The following is a 14,888-nucleotide window of genomic DNA, read 5'->3' as shown; positions in this document are numbered from 1 at the left end:
GCAGATTCTCTAGTAATTATGCACTTTAATCGTCAACTTACTCATGCGATCATTTTGAGTAAGTTGACTATCAGGTTCTCAAACACTATGCAATCGTTTTTGAGTGCGACTGCTTGGCACAGGGGGCTTTTTGCTGCTAGTAGGCGACTTTGCCCAATTACTGCGACGTTGTTTAGAGCGCTTAGGCTGCGCTTGCTCTGCCCCAGCAATGGGTAGACTAGGCTCGTATCCTGGGATGGATTCTTTGGCAATAGGACAATTAAGCAATTTTTCGATACTCTCTAAAAAAGGATACTCATCTTTGCAGACCAAGGAAACCGCTCGTCCTTCCATCCCAGCGCGACCAGTACGACCAATACGGTGAACGTAGTCTTCTGGAACATTGGGCAGTTCAAAATTGACGACATGAGGCAGCTTTTCAATATCTAGCCCCCGTGATGCTACATCGGTAGCAACCAACACGCGCACCCTACCCTGTTTAAAATCGTTTAGAGCTTTCATGCGGGCTGCTTGACTTTTGTTGCCATGAATTGCGGCAGTTTTTAATCCATCTTTGGCAAGCTGCTCGGCTAGACGACTAGCACCGTGTTTTGTGCGGGTAAAAACTAGCACCTGTTTCCAGTTGTGAAAACTAATCATGTAAGCAAGCAAATCTCGTTTGCGATCGCGATCGACTAGATGAACGACCTGTTCTACTTGCTCGGAGGCGGTATTGCGGGAAGCAACTTCAATTAGAGTAGGAGACTTCAATAGAGTATTTGCAAGCTGCTGGATTGTTTTGGAGAAAGTGGCGGAAAACATCAGCGTTTGCCGGGAAGCGGGCAATTTTGCCAAAATTCTGCGAATATCGTGAATAAAGCCCATGTCTAACATGCGATCGCATTCATCTAGCACGAGTATTTCTATTTGGGATAAATCGATGTTTTTTTGCTCTAAGTGGTCGATTAGGCGACCGGGAGTCGCAACTACAATATCAACGCCTTGGCGCAAGGTTTGAATTTGCGGTTTAATGCCAATCCCACCATAGACTACTGCCGAGCGCAGAGATAGGTGTTTACCATAGGTTCTCACGCTATCGCCCACTTGTTGTGCAAGTTCGCGGGTGGGGGTGAGAATTAAGGCGCGAGGAGTGCGATAGTTTTTATTTGGGCTATTGTTGTTGAGGAGTTGCAACAGAGGCAATGTAAAACCTGCCGTTTTACCCGTTCCTGTTTGGGCGCTGGCAAGAACGTCTTTTCCTTGCAAAACCGCAGGAATTGCTTGCTGTTGAATGGGGGTTGGCTCGGTGTAGCCTTGTTCGGCGACAGCACGAAGTAAGTCCTTGGCAAGACCGAGATGAGAAAATGTCATAGATGCGATTGCTCCTAGTGATGCCCCTACCCAAAGCAAATGTCTGGAACCAGTCTAAGAGCAAGAAATTTTGGTTTAGTTGGATGGCTTAAATCAGCAAGTCCAATCCGCCAGCAACAGACCGGGATGCACTAGCAGAGATTCATCTTAACAGTAATTTTGATAAAGTATCTGAGCATTAGTGACCGATCGCCCAGGGTCGTCCGTGATGGTGGTTGCGCGTGTGGGTTGAGTGGTTGTGTTGGGGTGCGCGTTGCACTACGCGAGGTTCGGCGCTTTGTTCAACTCGTTTGCTTAGTTGGGTTGGGGTCTTGAGTATGCCTACCGCAGAGATGAGGCGTTTGGCTACAGTATTGCAAGTTGGACAAAACATCGGATCGTTGGCGGTTTGAATGCTGCGGCTTTGCTCAAATATGCCGCAAGTTTCACAGCGAAAATCGTATAAGGGCATTGTTTGCTATCTTCTTAATTATTGAACTTTTGGTTGGTAGCCATTATTTGGAGATCCCCCTAACCCCCCTTCAAAAGGGGGGAAAATATTTGGAAGTATCTTTCAGATTATTTACCTAGGTCGGTAGCACATTACGCTCAAAAATTGCTGTTGGTACAGCGATCGTACAGCAAGCGTTGGGAATGTCTACAATGCCGCTAATGCGTCCTTCTACTGGTGCAGAACCCAAAAGTAAATAAACTTGTTCGCCTGTATAACCAAACTTTTTGAAATAAGCGATCGCATTTAAGCAAGCACGACGATAGGCAACATGAGCGTCTAAATAGTACTGCTTGCCGGAAAACTCATCTACCGATATGCCTTCAAATACCAAAAATTCTGAGTATTGAGGTTGGACGGGACCTGGTTTGAATATGGGATTGATTAGCCCGTATTTTTCTACGCCACCTTTGATTAGCTCTACGTGCAAATCGAGGTAGCCAGCCATCTCAATTGCGCCGCAAAAAGTAATCTCTCCGTCACCCTGGGAAAAGTGAATATCTCCCATGGAAAGTTTTGCACCTTCAACGTAGACAGGGAAATAAACCTTTGAGCCTTTAGATAAATTTTTGATGTCGCAGTTTCCGCCATGTTCGCGGGGAGGGATAGTACGGCAAGCTTCTTGTGCTACGCGGTCAAATTCTCCGCTTTTGAGAGAACCCAAAATTGCATCTTTAGGGTTTGGCAGTAAAGCCAAAGCTGGTACGCGATCTGGATCTGTTGCTACTAATTCCGCCTCCCGCTTATTCCAAGTAGCTAACAATTCATGTGAAGGAGCGCAGCCAATTAGTCCAGGGTGGGGAATCCCAGCAAATCTTACATCAGGAATATGACGACTGCGCGCATAGATGCCTTGCAAGTCCCAAATTGCTTTTTGCGCTGTCGGATAATGCTCCGTTAAAAAGCCGCCGCCATTTTCTTTAGCAAAAATTCCTGTAAAACCCCACTCGTAGCTAGGCAAAGTTCCCACATCTAAAATATCTACTACCAGCAAGTCGCCTGGTTCTGCACCGTTAACATGAATTGGTCCGCTAAGTACGTGAGGAATAGTCAAATTGACCGTGCGGATATCTTCAGGACTATCGTTGTTGTGAATTTGTCCATCCGTCCAGTCTTTGCACTCAATCCGAAATACTGTACCAGGATTGACAGACGCTACAGCTGGAATATCAGGATGCCAACGATTATGTCCAACCGCATCTTGTTCCGTCATTGGCTTATTTAAGTCAACTTTAAACAGTACTTCTGGCATAAGTTTCTCCTCTTTGTCTGTTTGTTGCAAGTTGGATTTTTCTTAAAAAACTAAGCAAATGAAGCTCAATTTTTATCAAACATATTATTAATTAGTAGCCAAAGAATACGAACCATTCAACTATATTGAAGCACTATTCTTCAAATACCAAAAAATTAATTACGTTTAATAAAAGCAAAAATACAGCAATTAGATTGTATTGATTAATACAAAAAACGAACTAGGTTTGTAGGACTTACACATCTAGGTTTGCCAAAACAAAAGCTTGATTATTTGTCTACAAAACTTTAGTTTGCAGGGGTTTTGGGGGTGGCTTCCCAAAATCTTGGTTTTTCTTAGGGTAAAATTTTAACGGCAAAAAGTAACAAAATAAGCAATTATTTGAGCAGACATCTTGCCTGCCCAATAATAAGAGTAAAAAAATAAATTTACTGCATTTCCTGCAAGACTTGACTAATTAAATCTGTTGGTACTTGATCCGTTATTTCTACTGCACCAATTTGAGTAGGTAGCACAAATCTAACCTTACCTGCTTTAACTTTTTTATCAGTTTGCAAAGCATCAATGATCGCATTAATATCTATTCCCGCAGGCAATTTAATTGTAAGTCCAGCTTTTTGAATTAGCGCAATATGCCGTGCTTGCGACTCTGCATCCCACCAATTCATCCCCAGGGCGAGTTTTCCCGCCGCTACCATCCCAATTGCGACCGCCTCACCATGATTGACAACACGATAGCCTGTCAGGCTTTCTACCGCATGACCAATAGTATGCCCGTAATTGAGGATTGTCCTTAATCCCGCTTCTTTTTCGTCCTTACTAACAACATCAGCTTTAGCTTGACAAGAACGTTCCAAAATAGTTTGCAGCAGGCTTGGGGAAAGGTAACGCATTTCGTCTAAGCGATCGCATTTTTCCATTTGTGCAAACAAGTCTGCATCCCAAATTATCCCGTACTTAATTACTTCCGCCATCCCCGCTTGAAATTCTCGCACGGGCAAAGTATCCAATACCTGGGGGTCTATTAACACCAGTCGCGGTTGATGGAATGCACCAATTAAATTTTTGCCTTGGGGATGATTTACACCCGTTTTGCCACCAATAGAAGCATCCACCATAGATAGCAGTGTCGTGGGTACTTGGACAAAATTAATCCCTCGTAGCCACGTAGCCGCCGCGAAGCCTGTCATATCGCCAATTACGCCCCCACCTAAAGCAACCATCGTTGACGCGCGTTCTAGACGGTTTTCTATAGCTTTGTCGTAGATTTGCTGGATAGAAGCTAAGTTTTTGTATTGTTCGCCGTCGTTGAGAATGCTTGTTGTGACATCAAAGCCAGCATTTTTGAGAGATAAAGTTACTTTTTCCCCATAATGACCAAACACTGAGGGGTTGGACACTAATAAAACTTTTTTACCCAGTTTGAGGGCAGCCATTTTCTCGCCCAGCAATTCTAAGTTGCCAGGAGAAACCGCAATGTCGTAAGACTCAGAAGGTAGATTTACACTAATAACAGACATAGCAAATAATCCAATCGGCGACTCTGCGCTGTATTTTACTTCAACTAATGTTTCAATATTCTTTATAGCTAATGGAGAAACACAAATGTTTGGAGTTATTTCTTACGTCCTGCTTTTGGGCGGTTTTTTTGCTCTCGCAGTGGGTTTGCTGTTCGGGCTACGCGCGGTTAAATTGCTGTAATTGCTGTGCTGGGCGCATTTTACCGATGCGCCCTATCTATAGACTTAACTAGCTAAAACTGTAACATTCACTTGGGGAGCTTGGGCTTTGAGTTTGGCTTCTTCTGCCAGATATTCAGCTAATTGCGATTCAATTTCTGCTTTGACGATCGATCGGTATTCGAGAAAATGCTCGATTTGGGCGCAGGTTGACAAATAACTACTAATTCCGCCGCGATTATAGCGATACATATTCACCAAATTGCGCCAGAAAGCATAGCGAGTTTTGCGAACTACTCCTTGCCGCCAGCAAATTGTCAAAAATGCTTGAATTACCTTTAAATCAACTCCGGTTTTAGAAGTATTACCTTTATCAGGATATTTTGCTTCTCCTAAAATGCGGAAGTGGCGGTAAGTACGATCTAAAAACTTCTCTGGATCGTACAATTCCCAAAAAGCAGCAACGTATTCGCGGGCGATTTCTTCTAAAGGGCGAGTAGGGACATAATTCATCAACGTAGTTTGGTTGATATTGGCATCTTTCGATCGCAATCTGCCTTCTTTTTCTAGGCGAATAGTCAGCGCTGTATCTGGCAATGCTTGCAGCATACTGAATATAGCCGTAGGAATTGAGGTTTTTTCGACAAACTTGACAACGCGATCGCCTGCGCCCGATTTTTCGCCGTCAAAGCCAATAATAAACCCAGCCATTACCCGCAGTCCAGTACGGGTAATGGCATGAACGGAATCTGTTAAAGAGTCACGAGTATTTTGAAACTTTTGCGTCAAAGTTAAGCTTTCTTCATCGGGGGTTTCAATGCCTAAAAACACCGAACCAAAGTTGCAATCAACCATCATATCCATCAATTCTTGGTCTTTTGCCAAATCGATTGATGCCTCGGTGGCAAAAGAGAAAGGATAGCGTTTTTTAACCATCCAGGGTTTTAAGTCTTTGAGAAACAACTTCACATTGCGTTTATTGCCAATAAAGTTGTCATCTACCATAAAAATGCTGCGCCGCCAGCCAAGCTGGTACAAGTATTCTAATTCGGCGATAATTTGCGCCGGGGTTTTGGTACGTGGTTTGCGCCCGTAAAGGACAATAATGTCGCAAAATTCGCATTGAAACGGACAACCGCGCGAAAACTGCACCGACATTTCCGAATAAGCATCAAATTTTAACAAGTCAAAGCGGGGCGTTGGGGTATTGCTGACATCAGGTTTTTCACCATTAATAGCCCGGAAAGTGCCGCTTTTTTCTCCTTTTGCGATCGCCTCTACAAACATGGGGAGAGTAATTTCCCCTTCATCCAAAATCAAAAAGTCTGCCCCTGCACCTTGGGCTTCTTGAGGTAAAGCTGTAGGATAAGGACCGCCCACTGCTACTAATTTACCGCGTTTTTTTGCTTCTTGAATTTGGGCAAGCAAGTCCTCTTTTTGGACGATCATTGCCGAAAGAATAACTAAATCTGCCCATTGCCATTCTTCTTCGGTTACTGAACTAACATTGCGATCGACTAACTTAAATTCCCATTCTTGGGGCAAAATTGCTGCTACGGTGACTAATCCCAAAGGTGGTAGCATCGCTTTGCGCCCTAACAATTCTAAAGTTTTTTCAAAAGACCAAAAGCTTTTAGGAAATAGCGGATATAAAAGTAAAACTTTCACGAAATATTCAACCTCTAATTTTGTTTTTAAACTGGTACGCTCTTTAGCAATCTGTTGGATGTACTGAAAGTCTTTCGGTTAGTTGCCAAGCGTTCAGATCCCCCTAAATCCATGCCAGATGCTTCAAGCCGGGAAATCCGACGGGCGCACTGGCTCCCCTTAAAAAGGGGGAATAATAAATATTTTCCTTTATTAAGTCAATTTTTCGTATTCTCTCCCTTTTAAGCTAATTGCTCCACATTTCCCCCCCTTTTTAAGGGGAGGCAAAAAGCGGATGAGCTTCCGCTTCCCGCTTTGTTGCCGTGGGTTAGGGGGGATCTCCTGCTAACAAACCATACCTTCTCAAACATCCCAATCTTCTTAATGCCGTTATTGTAGAGATTTTAGTGCTGCAAAGCGGCGGTTTTAGTTTCTACAGATTCCTTTGGTAATACCTGTTCTTGAGTCAGAAACTCCTCAAGCTGGCTTTCAATTTGATCGCGTACGATTTGGCGGTACTCCATAAAATGCTCAATATGAGCGCAAGTCGCCAGATAATGTTCCGCAACTCCTGGATTTTGCTTAATCATGCTAAACAAATGATGCCAAAACTTCCAGCGCGTACTGCGTTTGATTCCTTGTCGCCAGATTATGATCGCTAGTGCCTTCACAACAACTAATTCTGGTAACTTAAAGGGAGCTTTCCAAGTCGGCGCACCCATCATCAAAAAGCAACGATAAGTTCTGTCTAAATATTTTTCTGGATCGTACAACGCACAAAAAGCCTCGATATACTCTCTAGCAATATCCTCCAAAGGACGAGTAGGAGTAAAATTCATCAAAGTTGTTTGATTGATATTGCCGTCTTTGTCTTCTCGTAGCCGTCCTTCCTTGATTAAACGATGCCATAAGGCAGTATTGGGCAAAGCTTGCAGCATAGCAAAGGTAGTAGAGGGAATCGCTGCAAGTTCGGCAAACTTGACTATGCGACTTCCTGCTCCGGCTTTTTCGCCATCAAAGCCAATAATAAATCCTGCCATCGGGCGCAATCCAGCCCTAATAATTGCTTCGACAGATTCCGTTAGGGAACTACGGGTATTTTGAAACTTTTTAGTTAGTTGCAAACTGTCTTCATCGGGGGTTTCAATTCCTAAAAATACCGCCGCAAAGCCGCACTCTACCATCAATTCCATCAATTCTAGATCTTGGGCTAAGTCAATGGAGGCTTCGGTATCAAACCTGTAGGGATATTGGTGTTCTTGCATCCAAACTTTTAACTCTTGAAGCAACAATTTGACATTGCGTTTGTTGCCAATAAAGTTATCATCCACCATAAAAACGCCGCGCCGCCACCCTAATTGGTAGAGGTAATCTAACTCCGCAAGTAGTTGGGCTGGAGTTTTGGTACGTGGCTTGCGCCCATACAGCACAATAATGTCGCAAAATTCGCATTGAAACGGGCAACCCCGCGAAAACTGCACCGACATCATATCATAGGCATCGAGTTCTAATAAATCGAAGCGGGGAACGGGGGTACTTGTGACATCAGGCTTTTCTTGAGTGCGAAAAATGCCCGAAGTTTCGCCGCGTCCAACTGCTTCCACAAACATAGGGAGGGTAATTTCCCCTTCATCCAAAATTAGATAATCTGCGCCTGCTTTTAAAGCCTCATCGGGTACAGAAGTGGGATAAGGACCACCTACCGCTACTAATTTGCCTCGTTGTTTAGCAGCTTTAATCTGTTCGATTAGGTCGTCTTTTTGGACGATCATTGCGCTAAAAATACATATATCTGCCCATGCCCATTCTGCGTCGGTAACAGTACGAATATTGCGATCTACTAACTTAAACTCCCATTCTTGGGGTAAGATAGCCGCTACTGTAACCAAGCCCAAAGGCGGAAGCAAAACTTTACGGTTTACCAATTCCAGTATTTTTTCATAAGACCAAAAAGTTTTGGGAAATAAAGGGTAAACAAGTAAGACTCGCATACTATAGACCTCACACTATATTTGTTAGCCTAGCTCAAAACTTATATACGCAGACTCGGTTGGATTTTTACTTAAAGTTTTATTTCTTTGTTAAATTGCTTTGCATTATAAACTACTCAAGCAAGCAAAGATCGGCTAAGTTAGCATTTTAGAGTCAGTTATTTTAAATCTCTGTATATAGACCGATTGGCAAATCTAATTGTTCTTGATTTTGGCTCTAAATGTTGCGGATTGCAATTATTTTAGTTGTGAGCGATCGCTAAAATTAAGCAGCAAATATGTCAATTGCTACCTGTACTTAACTTCAGCTTAAATTCGTCAAATTTTACTACTTCTGAATCTGGTTTTAGCGTATCAAATTTATAACTACTAACACTGCCAGTAGCAGTATCTAAAATGCTGAACGCTGTAACGTCGTTACTAGCAATGTAGGGTAGCTTTTGACCGTTTTTACCTAAAAGGGGTTTGATCGTCGGTAATACAGGTTCTAGCCCATTAGGATCGCCTGTGGCTGCATAATTATTATTTCCAACTGGCACATCGCGGCGCTTGTCGCCTAAAGCAGCACCGTAGGAGTTACCAACATTAGAAGTTTCTAAAAAGTACATTCCGCTACTACTAACAAAACGGTTCCATAAATGCGAATGTCCATAAAATACCAACTGCACCGAAGCTGCTTCTAACAAAGGGACAATATCGCGGATCAGGTAATCTTGCTCTATTGGGTACTTATAGCTTACAGACGTAGTACCGTTCTTATCGGTGTTAATTATTTGGACTGGATTAGTATAGGCAGGAACAATATTATCTCCCAAAGAATGAGGCGGATGGTGCAACATCACAACTTTGTATTTTGCCTCTTGAAATTGAGGGCTATTTAGTTCCTCCTCTAGCCAATTGTATTGAGGGCTACCACGAGAAATATCCTCAAATATATGCTGTCCGTATCCCCATTCATCTGGGTTATTTACATCTTGTTGTCGTTCTTGATATTTACCTTTAGCCAACTTATCTAAGTTCGGAGTCCGCCAAATATTCGTCGCGTATAGTACAACCAAACGCACGTCGCCAAAAGTAACAGCATAGTATTTTTCGCCCCCGCGATCGCTTTGGGGTAATGTAAAAATTTCTTCGTAGGTATCGGTATTAAAGGAATAGTCTTTGACAAAGATGCGATCGCGCTTTTGCTTGAGTAGCTGTGCTATTGCAGCTTGGCGGGGATAAGCATCGCCAAATTCATCATCTAAGCTACCAGTCCTCTCAAAGCGCCCCATCACCTCATGATTGCCGATCGCTGTATATAAGGGAGCGTGTTGGATAATTTCGCCGCCAGTATAAGTAGTTTTAACGCCATTTTTCTCTAACTCATACTTAGCACGACCTTGGAGACAGGGAAAAAAAGCTCCCCCACGAATATCATCAAACCATTCTGACGCGCGATCGGGAATATTTACCAAGTCGCCAGCAAAAAATACTGCATCTACTTTCCCCACAGTTTCGACTACTTTTTGCAGATTAACCGCCGTCATTGGTTTAAGCTGATGGTCGGAGGTTAATAAAATCTTTAACGGCATACCTGGTATTGGTTTTGCAGCTAAGGTAAATTCACCGCTACTGATACTTTTACCGTCTTCTGTTACACTCGTTACCCGATACGGCAAGTGGATATTAGAACTAAGTTGGGTAATTTCTGCTTCGTGTCGCCAAATATCGCGTTTAGTAGGTTGTTTGTACTCAGTACCTACCATAGATTTTTGATCTTCACGAGTACGACGGCTAAGTTTTGTAGTTGTAGCGATCGCACTTTGACTAAAATCTTGAGCGTAACTAACAGTATGCCCAGATCCGGCAAACTCAGTAAACCACACCACCCGGACTGAATTTTCTGTTGGTAGTTGCAAAAATGGATCGCTCAATAGCTGAGGTACAGAAGTCATAATTGGTTGTTCAGCTGCCGTTGACCTTATTAAGATAATGCAGGTTGAAACTAATAATACCGCCGCACACCAACGGATAAGAGTGTTGAAGTTGAACATTAATTTGTTCTCAAATATTGCTAAAGAGCTACTTAGTCCTTGCTTAGAAAAGATTTAAAGATAAATATTAAGACGCTATCGCACCCAAAATCCCAGCTTAATCATAACCAAGACTAGCTAAATTAAATAAGCAGTTGGGTTGAGTTTTGTACTACTTTTTATTACCTATTGCTTGCGGACGGTTGACTATTACAGAAGCCGGATCTTCCGCCGTCCAGCCAAGTCCCGAAGCGTAGCGCAACTCAAAATGTAAATGCACCTGCTGAGAACTAGGTTGTCCAGTAGTACCTACTTTTCCGAGTAATTCACCTTGTTTGACTTGCTGACCAGTACGTACAGCAATACTTTGCAAGTGAGCGTAACGGGTTTGTTTGCCGCCTTGATGATTGACTACCACCAAATTGCCATAACTTGCTTGAATGCCCGCAAAAGCAACAATTCCGTCCTCTGCTGCCTGTACTGTAGTTCCGGCGGGTGCTAATAAATCTATGCCACTATGAAAGACTACTTGATTTGTAGCAGAATCAACTTGCCAGCCATAACCTAAACCTATGTTTGCTTTTTGTGGTAACGGGTAGCCGAGGATAGGTTGTGTAGAACTAGGCACAATAGGCTGTGGCGACCAATTTACTCCAGGAATAAATACAACTTGCGGTACGCTTTGACAACCATTGACTTCAAATAATACATCGGCGCGGACTTTGTATTTGGCTGCCAACTGCTTCCAAGTTTGACCCTTTGATACTTGGACGCGAATGCCGTTGTAAGGAGGAATCGCAATTTTGCTGCCAATAGTAGCTTGTCCATTTTGCAAAGCTGGATTTAGACCAATTAAAGTTGCAGGAATTAAATTGTATTTGGCGGCGATTTCTTCTATAGTTTCGCCTGGTGCTATTTTGTGGCTCACTAGACGAGCTAAGGCAGGAGTAGAACAATTTTTGGGCGGTGTGGGTGCAGCAATGGCTGAGCGATTATCGGTTGCTAATATTAAACCAAAAAGTGTTGAAAAAAACAGTAAACGCAGAACCATAGCAATTAAATTGTAATTAGGGTACAAGTGCGATCGCATTGTCATTAAGCAATTACCCGGGTTAACGTGGTTTCGCCCCAGCAAAGTTAAAGTTAAAACTAGCTAGAGCGGCATTAGCAAGTTTAAAAATTAATATCTGCATCGCGGTTAAAAAGCAGCAAATAATATGGGCGTATCTTTAAAACAGTTGGCTTTTTCTCTTACTTTACTGGTTATCGGCGGTGGTGCGGGGGTCTTAGGCAGCCGCTATTTACCCGCGCCAAAACAAACATTTCAGCAACTGAGAACTGTACCAGTAATCCAGCCCTCAGCGTCTCCACCAGTAGGTAGTAGCGTCACGGCGGGGATTATTCCGAGTAGCGATCGCAATTTTATTGCTACCGCCGTCGAACAAGTAGGTCCGGCGGTAGTAAGAATTAACGCCACGCGCAAAGTAACAAATCAAATTCCTGAAGCCTTGGATAATCCTTTATTTCGCCGCTTTTTTGGCGACGAGCAACCTATTCCCGACGAGCGAGTAGAGCGCGGTACAGGATCGGGCTTTATTTTAAGTGCGGATGGGCATTTACTCACTAACGCCCACGTAGTCGCAGATACAGATACAGTGCAAGTTACGCTCAAAGATGGACGCAGTTTTGAAGGGAAAGTTGTCGGGGTAGATGCTGTTACCGATGTAGCGGCGGTAAAAATTAAAGCGAATAATTTGCCCCAAGTTAGAATTGGCAACTCCAATAACTTAATTCCTGGTGAATGGGCGATCGCCATTGGCAATCCGTTGGGATTAGATAACACGGTAACTATTGGGATTATTAGCGCTACAGATAGATCTAGCGCTCAAGTTGGGGTTCCAGACAAGCGGGTAACTTTTATTCAAACCGATGCCGCAATTAATCCTGGTAACTCTGGAGGACCGCTATTAAACTCTCAAGGTGAAGTTATCGGGGTAAATACAGCAATTCGCTCGGATGCTCAGGGGTTGGGTTTTGCAATTCCAATTCAAACCGCCGCCCGCGTAGCCAATCAGTTATTTAGTAAAGGCAGCGTGGATCATCCATTTTTAGGCATAAAAATGGTGGATCTAACTAGCACTACTAGAGAACAAGTTAATCAAGAAACTAATTTGAATGTTAAGCAAAATTCTGGAGTGTTAATCGTCGAAGTTTTAAGAAAATCACCCTCCGAGCAAGCAGGATTAAAAGAAGGAGATGTAATTCAAAAAATTAACAATACTCCAGTGAAAAAATCCTCGGAGGTGCAGCAGTACGTTGAAGCTACTACGCTCGGAACTACTTTAGCGATGGAAATTAACCGCGATGGCAAAGTTCAAGTTATTCAAGTTAAGCCAGGAGCGTTTCCTGAAAGTAAGGGGTAGTAGCAACTCTTACAATTGATTGCGGGCTTTAAGTTGTAGATATCGGTCTACAATTTGTTCGCTAATGCGATCGCAGGTTGAATCTAATACTAATACGCCTTTTTGCTTGAGCTTGGCAAAAGCTAACTGACGCTGGGCGAGTAAATCTAAGGCTACGGCGCGAGTGTAAGTAGCGGTTACGTTTTGGGTGGGAGTGTGGGCAATTTCGTCTACTTGGCGATCGCCTAATGTGACGCAAAAAGGCAAATAACGGGGCGCAAGTCGTCCCATAGCGGCTAATAATTCCGCCGAAGCCGTGCTGTCTACGATTTCAGTAATCAATACCACTAACGCGCGTCTAGTTTGCTGTTGGACTACGTTTGTAACCGCTCCCATATAGTCTGATTCCAGCAGCACGGGTTGAATCGGTGTGAGGCGATCGATCAGGTGGCTTAATTGATGTTGACCTCGTTCGGGTCTAATCCATAGGTGCATCTGGCGATCGAATACACCAACTCCTACGCGATCGCCTCTATTTAAGCCCGCTAGAGCTAAAGATAAAGTAGCATTCATTCCCCAGTCAAACCGCTTTAATCCCTGAACTTGAGCCGTCATCAAGCGCCCGCGATCGAGCAGTATAATTAGGGTTTGCTCTTGTTCTGGTGCCAAAACTCGCACTAAAGGGCGATCGCGCCTTGCGGTAGCTTTCCAGTCAATTAAGCGCAAATCGTCGCCTTTGCCATAATCGCGCAATTCGGCAAACTCTGTACCTATACCTAGAGTACGCATTCTCCGCAGCGCACCGCTAGACTGTAATGTCAGGCGAATTGATAGACTTTTTAATCCTAATAAGTCTGGGTAAACTTTGACTTTTTGGCTGCAATAAATTTTAAAGTCATCCCAAGCAAGTCCCCAACTACCTAGCTGGCGCACTTGAAGATCGCCATAGTCAAATTCGCCGCGTTTAGTTGGAGAAACAGTATAGGTTAATTCGCTAGTGGTATTGCTGGGTAAGGAAGTTTGTAAGATTGGCTGAGACTTAAATTCTGTCGGTGGGCGATCGCAGATCTGGATTTCGATGGGGCGATTTTTTGAGTTTATAGTTAACACTACGGGGTTATCTCGCCCAATAGATAATCGCGGTTGCAAGGTGCGCTTTATTTGGACGCGGTGAGATTTTACTTGCAAACTATCTACCACCATTAGGGCTAAAACAATGGCATCAAATAGCAGAGTAATCGCTATACTTGTTTGCACATTCCAGATGATAGCTGTGGAAAGAGCGATCGCAATTCCAAATAGCAGTAATAAATAGGTTCTTTTTGAGGGAATCATTTAAGGACTTTATTTAAGGTGTAACATTTAAACTCGTCTATTCACCAGAAGGGATAAAAGCAGCCTAGTAGTAAAGACGCTTTATAGCGCTCCAGCACAACTTTATATAAATTCGACTAACTTGATACATTGGTTAGGGCATTAATTATTGTTCGCAACGCACTCCTCCCTAATGATAAGCACGCCGGAATACGAAGTTATTGTTGTTACCAAAGAAAATTTTGAACTTCGCGAGAATGAATACTTAGGAACTAAAGATAAATTTTGGTTTAAGCATGAAAATCTGGATTATTTATATAAACAAGCCCGATCAAATGTAGGCGAAGATTGGGCAGAAAAAGTCGCAGCCGAATTGTGTGAAATATTAGGAATACCACACGCCGAGTATGAGTTATACTAAGTTGCGATCAGAGGTAGTAATTGAAGGTGAGGAAAGAAAGTCATAGAGCGCAGGCGCTCACTATTAGCAGAAAGTTCAAGTAAGCCTTGGCAAAGTACATCTTCTACTTGTTCAAGGGAGGAAAAGGCTTGATTATAAAAGTTGTTTTCTCGAATATCTTCCCAGATATAGCAATCCTGAATGGTTCATGAAAATGCACCATACATGAATATCTTTGGGAAATTAAAAATTTGTCGGTGAGTTACTAGCTCAAACAAGCGCTTGACAGCAAAGAAAGATTTACACAGATGATAGAACTCTCGGATAAACCTCTTTGCTTGCAACCAC

12 protein-coding genes and 1 pseudogene are annotated in these 14,888 nt (G+C 43.1%); 3 read left to right on the top strand and 10 right to left on the bottom strand.

Translation table 11 applies throughout. The features are described 5' to 3' along the window. Positions 1-78: 78 nt before the first annotated feature. The 4 genes from AC2VE5_RS08665 to aroB form a co-directional block, all read right to left on the bottom strand. Positions 79-1,350, bottom strand: a complete 1,272-nt coding sequence (locus tag AC2VE5_RS08665; RefSeq protein WP_486887359.1) for a DEAD/DEAH box helicase — start codon at positions 1,348-1,350, stop codon at positions 79-81. 178 nt (positions 1,351-1,528) lie between these two features. Beyond that, on the bottom strand, positions 1,529-1,801 hold the full coding sequence (locus tag AC2VE5_RS08660; RefSeq protein ID WP_486887358.1) for an FmdB family zinc ribbon protein: 273 nt from the start codon (positions 1,799-1,801) through the stop codon (positions 1,529-1,531). Positions 1,802-1,916: 115 nt separating this feature from the next. Continuing rightward, positions 1,917-3,092, bottom strand: coding sequence for a formamidase (gene fmdA, locus AC2VE5_RS08655; protein ID WP_486887357.1), 1,176 nt, complete (start codon positions 3,090-3,092; stop codon positions 1,917-1,919). A gap of 428 nt (positions 3,093-3,520) precedes the next feature. Further along, positions 3,521-4,612: a 3-dehydroquinate synthase gene (gene aroB / locus AC2VE5_RS08650; RefSeq protein WP_486887356.1), complete on the bottom strand. Its 1,092-nt coding sequence runs from the start codon at positions 4,610-4,612 to the stop codon at positions 3,521-3,523. A gap of 85 nt (positions 4,613-4,697) precedes the next feature. On the opposite strand from aroB, the gene petL reads away from it, so the two are divergent. Further along, entirely contained in the window at positions 4,698-4,793 is a 96-nt protein-coding gene (gene petL / locus AC2VE5_RS08645) for a cytochrome b6-f complex subunit PetL (RefSeq protein WP_071994149.1), read from the top strand. A 44-nt stretch (positions 4,794-4,837) separates the two neighbouring features. Here the strand turns inward: petL and AC2VE5_RS08640 are convergent, their stop codons facing one another. From AC2VE5_RS08640 to AC2VE5_RS08625, 4 genes are all read right to left on the bottom strand, one after another. Next, entirely contained in the window at positions 4,838-6,439 is a 1,602-nt protein-coding gene (locus AC2VE5_RS08640; protein WP_486887355.1) for a B12-binding domain-containing radical SAM protein, read from the bottom strand. A gap of 383 nt (positions 6,440-6,822) precedes the next feature. After that, a complete protein-coding gene (locus AC2VE5_RS08635) occupies positions 6,823-8,409 on the bottom strand; it encodes a B12-binding domain-containing radical SAM protein (protein WP_486887354.1) in 1,587 nt (528 codons plus the stop codon). 281 nt (positions 8,410-8,690) lie between these two features. Beyond that, positions 8,691-10,445: a metallophosphoesterase family protein gene (locus AC2VE5_RS08630; protein WP_486887353.1), complete on the bottom strand. Its 1,755-nt coding sequence runs from the start codon at positions 10,443-10,445 to the stop codon at positions 8,691-8,693. A 151-nt stretch (positions 10,446-10,596) separates the two neighbouring features. After that, on the bottom strand, positions 10,597-11,475 hold the full coding sequence (locus AC2VE5_RS08625) for a LysM peptidoglycan-binding domain-containing M23 family metallopeptidase (RefSeq protein WP_486887352.1): 879 nt from the start codon (positions 11,473-11,475) through the stop codon (positions 10,597-10,599). 166 nt (positions 11,476-11,641) lie between these two features. Here AC2VE5_RS08625 and AC2VE5_RS08620 point away from each other — a divergent pair, with 166 nt between their 5' ends. Continuing rightward, a complete protein-coding gene (locus tag AC2VE5_RS08620; RefSeq protein ID WP_486887351.1) occupies positions 11,642-12,847 on the top strand; it encodes an HhoA/HhoB/HtrA family serine endopeptidase in 1,206 nt (401 codons plus the stop codon). A gap of 9 nt (positions 12,848-12,856) precedes the next feature. Here AC2VE5_RS08620 and AC2VE5_RS08615 read toward each other — a convergent pair whose 3' ends face one another. Then, entirely contained in the window at positions 12,857-14,161 is a 1,305-nt protein-coding gene (locus tag AC2VE5_RS08615; RefSeq protein ID WP_486887350.1) for a DUF58 domain-containing protein, read from the bottom strand. Between the two features lie 172 nt (positions 14,162-14,333). On the opposite strand from AC2VE5_RS08615, the gene AC2VE5_RS08610 reads away from it, so the two are divergent. Beyond that, a complete protein-coding gene (locus tag AC2VE5_RS08610) occupies positions 14,334-14,561 on the top strand; it encodes a hypothetical protein (protein WP_486887349.1) in 228 nt (75 codons plus the stop codon). Positions 14,562-14,746: 185 nt separating this feature from the next. Here AC2VE5_RS08610 and AC2VE5_RS08605 read toward each other — a convergent pair. After that, a pseudogene (locus tag AC2VE5_RS08605) lies at positions 14,747-14,888 on the bottom strand (IS630 family transposase); the annotation flags it as partial.

The organism is Aliterella sp. E5.1, assembly GCF_057473825.1.
The sequence above is the reverse complement of the archived record's forward strand: the minus strand, read 5'-3'. Positions and strand labels throughout refer to the sequence as shown.

Excerpts from the sequence above, each read along its gene's own strand:
- AC2VE5_RS08665 (WP_486887359.1), bottom strand. The coding sequence starts at position 1,350 with ATGACATTTTCTCATCTCGGTCTTGCCAAGGACTTACTTCGTGCTGTC.
- AC2VE5_RS08660 (WP_486887358.1), bottom strand. The coding sequence starts at position 1,801 with ATGCCCTTATACGATTTTCGCTGTGAAACTTGCGGCATATTTGAGCAA.
- fmdA (WP_486887357.1), bottom strand. The coding sequence starts at position 3,092 with ATGCCAGAAGTACTGTTTAAAGTTGACTTAAATAAGCCAATGACGGAA.
- aroB (WP_486887356.1), bottom strand. The coding sequence starts at position 4,612 with ATGTCTGTTATTAGTGTAAATCTACCTTCTGAGTCTTACGACATTGCG.
- petL (WP_071994149.1), top strand. The coding sequence starts at position 4,698 with ATGTTTGGAGTTATTTCTTACGTCCTGCTTTTGGGCGGTTTTTTTGCT.
- AC2VE5_RS08635 (WP_486887354.1), bottom strand. The coding sequence starts at position 8,409 with ATGCGAGTCTTACTTGTTTACCCTTTATTTCCCAAAACTTTTTGGTCT.
- AC2VE5_RS08630 (WP_486887353.1), bottom strand. The coding sequence starts at position 10,445 with ATGTTCAACTTCAACACTCTTATCCGTTGGTGTGCGGCGGTATTATTA.
- AC2VE5_RS08625 (WP_486887352.1), bottom strand. The coding sequence starts at position 11,475 with ATGGTTCTGCGTTTACTGTTTTTTTCAACACTTTTTGGTTTAATATTA.
- AC2VE5_RS08620 (WP_486887351.1), top strand. The coding sequence starts at position 11,642 with ATGGGCGTATCTTTAAAACAGTTGGCTTTTTCTCTTACTTTACTGGTT.
- AC2VE5_RS08615 (WP_486887350.1), bottom strand. The coding sequence starts at position 14,161 with ATGATTCCCTCAAAAAGAACCTATTTATTACTGCTATTTGGAATTGCG.
- AC2VE5_RS08610 (WP_486887349.1), top strand. The coding sequence starts at position 14,334 with ATGATAAGCACGCCGGAATACGAAGTTATTGTTGTTACCAAAGAAAAT.